Here is a 4,274-nt window from a genome sequence, read left to right as displayed (position 1 = left end):
GGTTTCACGGATCAGCAAAAGGAGCTGCTGACAGCCGCTGCGGCTGACATTCCGATCGTATTTGCGCCGAACTTCAGTGTGGGCGTCAACCTGTGCCTGAAGCTGCTGGATATGGCGGCCCGGGTGATGGGTGACGAGGCGGATATCGAAATCATCGAGGCGCATCACCGGCACAAGGTCGATGCGCCTTCCGGTACAGCGCTGCGCATGGGCGAGGTGGTGGCCGATGCGCTGGGTCGTGATCTGAATGAAGTCGCCGTCTACGGCCGTGAAGGTCAGACCGGCGCAAGAGATCGCCAGACTATCGGTTTTGCGACGGTGCGCGCCGGAGATGTGGTCGGGGATCACACGGTGTTGTTTGCGTCCGAAGGCGAGCGGGTAGAGATTACCCACAAGGCGTCCAGTCGCATGACCTTTGCTCGTGGCGCCGTGCGCTCGGCGCTATGGCTCGACGGTCGGGCGCCTGGTCTGTACGACATGCAGGATGTGCTGTCGCTGAACGGTTGATTGTTCGGCGGGCACAAAAAAGGGCGAAGATCTGAATCTTCGCCCTTTTTTTGGGTGGTGCGCCGGGCCGTCAGCTGGCCGCGACTACAACCTTCTCGATTTCCTGGCGCGCCATGTCGTTCAGGGTTTCGATGTTGCGCTGCAGGTAGAACGCAGCAATCGTCGGTACCCAGTCATACAGCGGGTTTTGCAGGCGCGGCTGGATGAACTGGTATTGCTTCTCCATCCGGGCAAGGGCGCCAGCCTGATCCGGGTAGAGCTTTTTCAGTTCTGCCGCCCGGCTGACAATGCTCTGGTCCAGATCATCAAAAAGGCCTTCCTTGTTTTCCAGAAAATATACGCCGATCGAGCTGAACATGTTGTTCTGGTAGAGCGTGAGGATCTGACTGGTTTCGAGGCTCTGGCGGTGCAGCGTCAGCAGGTCTTCCTTGGCTGAACCCTCGAGTTCTTCGTACATCGCAGCCGCAGCCTTGTCCAGCACGCCATGCGCCATCATGATGCGATTGACTGTCGCCAGTCCGTAGTGAGCCTCTTCGCCGGGCAATGCCTCAAGTTCGCGAATCAGATTAACAAAGGCATCGAAGGGCGCGCGCAATTCAGTGGGGCTGTCCAGTTGGCGCAGCAGGTTCTCCATCCGCGACAAGGACTCGCGGTAAGCCTCCCGATTGCCCGGCTCGCGGATACGCTCGAACAGGTTGTTGTCGATCAGCAGGTAGGTGCCAACCGTGTAGCCTTCGCTGCGGAACTCGTGCACGGTCTGCAATCGCTCGACATTAGCGTGGGCAAGGGGCGCCAGGCACATCAGGCCCAGTACGATCAATCCTTTTAAACGCATTAACATGGTGTCATCCCCAAGTACTTTATTGTTCTTCTAGACCTCTCGCGGCCTGGCGAATGCCCCGCTCGTGCGCGGAGCAGCTGTATCGGAATATGGGGCCTGGCCGGTTGCGGGCTTTCCAACTGCACTTTTATCACAGTTCCCGGGGTTGTGGAACATCGAGCCCGCGGCCAGGCATTGCACGCGCCTGCGTGCTGGATATTCTGCAGGCAAGTCGTTACAATTGCGCGCTAATCTGTCTATTCAGCGCGCATCTGACAATGCATTGCGGCGGGATGAAGTGTTTCGCACTCCATTCCCGCTTTTGTGCAGCCCGCGTTTGGTAAAATGTGTCAGCCCTATCGGAGGTTTTCTTGTCCAAGCCAGCCATTCTCGCCCTTGCCGACGGAAGTGTCTTCCGTGGTGAGGCTATCGGCGCCGACGGTCACAGCGTCGGTGAGGTCGTATTCAACACGGCCATGACCGGTTATCAGGAGATCCTCACCGATCCCTCATATGCTCGCCAGATCGTTACGCTCACTTATCCGCATATCGGTAATACCGGCACAGTCCCGGATGACAGCGAGTCGTTCCAGGTCTGGGCGGCCGGCCTGGTTATTCGTGACCTGCCACTGATGGCCAGCAACTGGCGCAGCACCCAGTCCCTGCCTGATTATCTGAAGGAAAACGGTACTGTCGCTATCGCGGGCATCGATACCCGCCGGCTGACGCGGATCCTGCGTGAGAAGGGGGCCCAGAACGGCTGCATTCTTGCTGGCGACGACGCCACCGAGGAAAAGGCCCTGGAACTGGCCCGCGAATTCCCCGGCCTCAAGGGAATGGACCTGGCCAAGGAAGTCAGCGTCAAGGAGACCTACGAATGGCGCTCCAGCGTCTGGTCCCTGGCAGCCAATGCCCACGTCGAGATCCCGGCAAGCGAGCTGCCCTATCACGTCGTCACCTTCGATTACGGCATCAAGTACAACATCCTGCGCATGCTGGTTGATCGCGGTTGCCGCATCACCGTGTTGCCGGCGCAGACCACTGCCGCCGAAGCGCTGGCGTTGAAGCCTGACGGTATTCTCCTGGGTAACGGGCCGGGCGATCCGGAGCCCTGTGATTACGCTATCAAGGCGATCCAGGAGATTCTCGAAACCGACATGCCGGTCTTCGGTATCTGTCTGGGTCACCAGTTGCTGGCACTGGCATCCGGCGCACGCACCGTGAAGATGGTCAACGGGCACCACGGTGCCAACCACCCGGTCGTCAACGTGGACACTGGCGAGGTGATGATCACCAGCCAGAATCACGGTTTCGCCGTTGACGAGGCGACCCTGCCGGCCAATGTGCGCGCGACCCACAAGTCGCTGTTCGACGGTACCTTGCAGGGCATCGAGCGCACCGACAAATCGGCTTTCAGTTTCCAGGGGCACCCCGAAGCCAGTCCCGGGCCGCATGATGTGGCGCCGCTATTCGACCGATTCATCAAGGCCATGGCCGAGCGCCTTTGAACTCCCCAAGGATTTAGTAGACGACTATGCCAAAACGTACAGATATTAAAAGTATCCTGATCCTCGGCGCCGGCCCCATCGTGATCGGCCAGGCCTGCGAGTTCGACTATTCCGGTGCCCAGGCCTGCAAGGCGCTGAAGGAAGAAGGTTTCCGCGTCATTCTGGTCAACTCCAATCCGGCGACCATCATGACCGACCCGGCCATGGCCGATGCAACCTACATAGAGCCGATCAAGTGGCAGACGGTAGAAAAGATCATCGCCAAGGAGCGCCCCGATGCGGTGCTGCCGACCATGGGTGGTCAGACCGCACTGAACTGCGCGCTGGATCTGGAAAAGCACGGTGTGCTGGCGAAGTACAACGTTGAGATGATCGGCGCCAATGCCGATACCATCGACAAGGCAGAGGATCGCTCGCGCTTTGACAAGGCGATGAAGTCCATCGGTCTGGCCTGTCCGGTCTCGGGTATTGCCCACAACATGCAGGAAGCCAACGCGGTACTCGATCAGGTCGGCTTTCCCTGCATCATCCGTCCCTCGTTCACCATGGGCGGCACCGGTGGCGGTATTGCCTACAACCGTGAAGAGTTCGAAGAAATCTGCGCCCGCGGTCTGGATCTGTCGCCGACCAAGGAGCTGCTGATCGATGAGTCGCTGATCGGCTGGAAGGAATACGAGATGGAAGTTGTCCGCGACAAGAAGGACAACTGCATCATTGTCTGCGCGATCGAGAACTTCGATCCCATGGGCGTGCACACCGGTGACTCGATCACCGTGGCGCCAGCCCAGACGTTGACAGACAAGGAATACCAGATCATGCGTAACGCCTCCCTGGCGGTACTGCGTGAGATCGGTGTGGAAACCGGCGGCTCGAACGTACAGTTCGGCATCAACCCGGTTGACGGCCGTATGGTTGTGATCGAGATGAATCCGCGGGTTTCGCGCTCTTCCGCCCTGGCGTCCAAGGCCACCGGTTTCCCGATCGCCAAAATCGCGGCCAAGCTCGCTGTGGGTTACACCCTGGATGAGCTGCAGAACGACATTACCGGCGGCCGTACGCCGGCGTCCTTCGAGCCCTCGATCGATTACGTGGTGACCAAGATTCCGCGTTTTGCCTTCGAGAAGTTTCCCAGTGCCGACGCGCGTCTGACCACCCAGATGAAATCCGTGGGCGAGGTCATGGCCATCGGCCGGACCTTTCAGGAGTCGCTGCAGAAAGCACTGCGCGGTCTGGAAGTGGGCGTCAGCGGCTTCGATCCCAAGGTGGATCTGAAATCCAGCGACGCGCGGACCGACCTTACTCGCGAATTGACCGTGCCCGGCGCCGACCGTATCTGGTATCTGGCCGATGCATTCCGTTTCGGTATGAGTCGTGAAGAGATTTTCGACCTGACCAAAATCGATCCCTGGTTCCTGATCCAGATTGAAGATCTGATCAAG

4 protein-coding genes are annotated in these 4,274 nt (G+C 59.1%); 3 read left to right on the top strand and 1 reads right to left on the bottom strand.

Features of this window, described 5'->3' with window-relative positions:
• On the top strand, positions 1 to 507 hold a 507-nt coding region (dapB, locus tag ABYA88_RS15560; protein ID WP_373188299.1), incomplete at its 5' end, for a 4-hydroxy-tetrahydrodipicolinate reductase.
• 70 nt (positions 508 to 577) lie between these two features.
• Here the strand turns inward: dapB and ABYA88_RS15555 are convergent.
• Positions 578 to 1,348, bottom strand: coding sequence for a hypothetical protein (locus tag ABYA88_RS15555; RefSeq protein WP_373188298.1), 771 nt, complete (start codon positions 1,346 to 1,348; stop codon positions 578 to 580).
• Positions 1,349 to 1,698: 350 nt separating this feature from the next.
• Here ABYA88_RS15555 and carA point away from each other — a divergent pair, with 350 nt between their 5' ends.
• A complete protein-coding gene (carA, locus tag ABYA88_RS15550) occupies positions 1,699 to 2,835 on the top strand; it encodes a glutamine-hydrolyzing carbamoyl-phosphate synthase small subunit (protein ID WP_373188297.1) in 1,137 nt (378 codons plus the stop codon).
• Positions 2,836 to 2,861: 26 nt separating this feature from the next.
• On the top strand, positions 2,862 to 4,274 hold a 1,413-nt coding region (carB, locus tag ABYA88_RS15545; RefSeq protein ID WP_373188296.1), incomplete at its 3' end, for a carbamoyl-phosphate synthase large subunit.

Origin of the sequence: Halopseudomonas sp., assembly GCF_041579695.1 — a bacterium.
Lineage (GTDB): Bacteria > Pseudomonadota > Gammaproteobacteria > Pseudomonadales > Pseudomonadaceae > Halopseudomonas.
The sequence above is the reverse complement of the archived record's forward strand: the minus strand, read 5'-3'. Positions and strand labels throughout refer to the sequence as shown.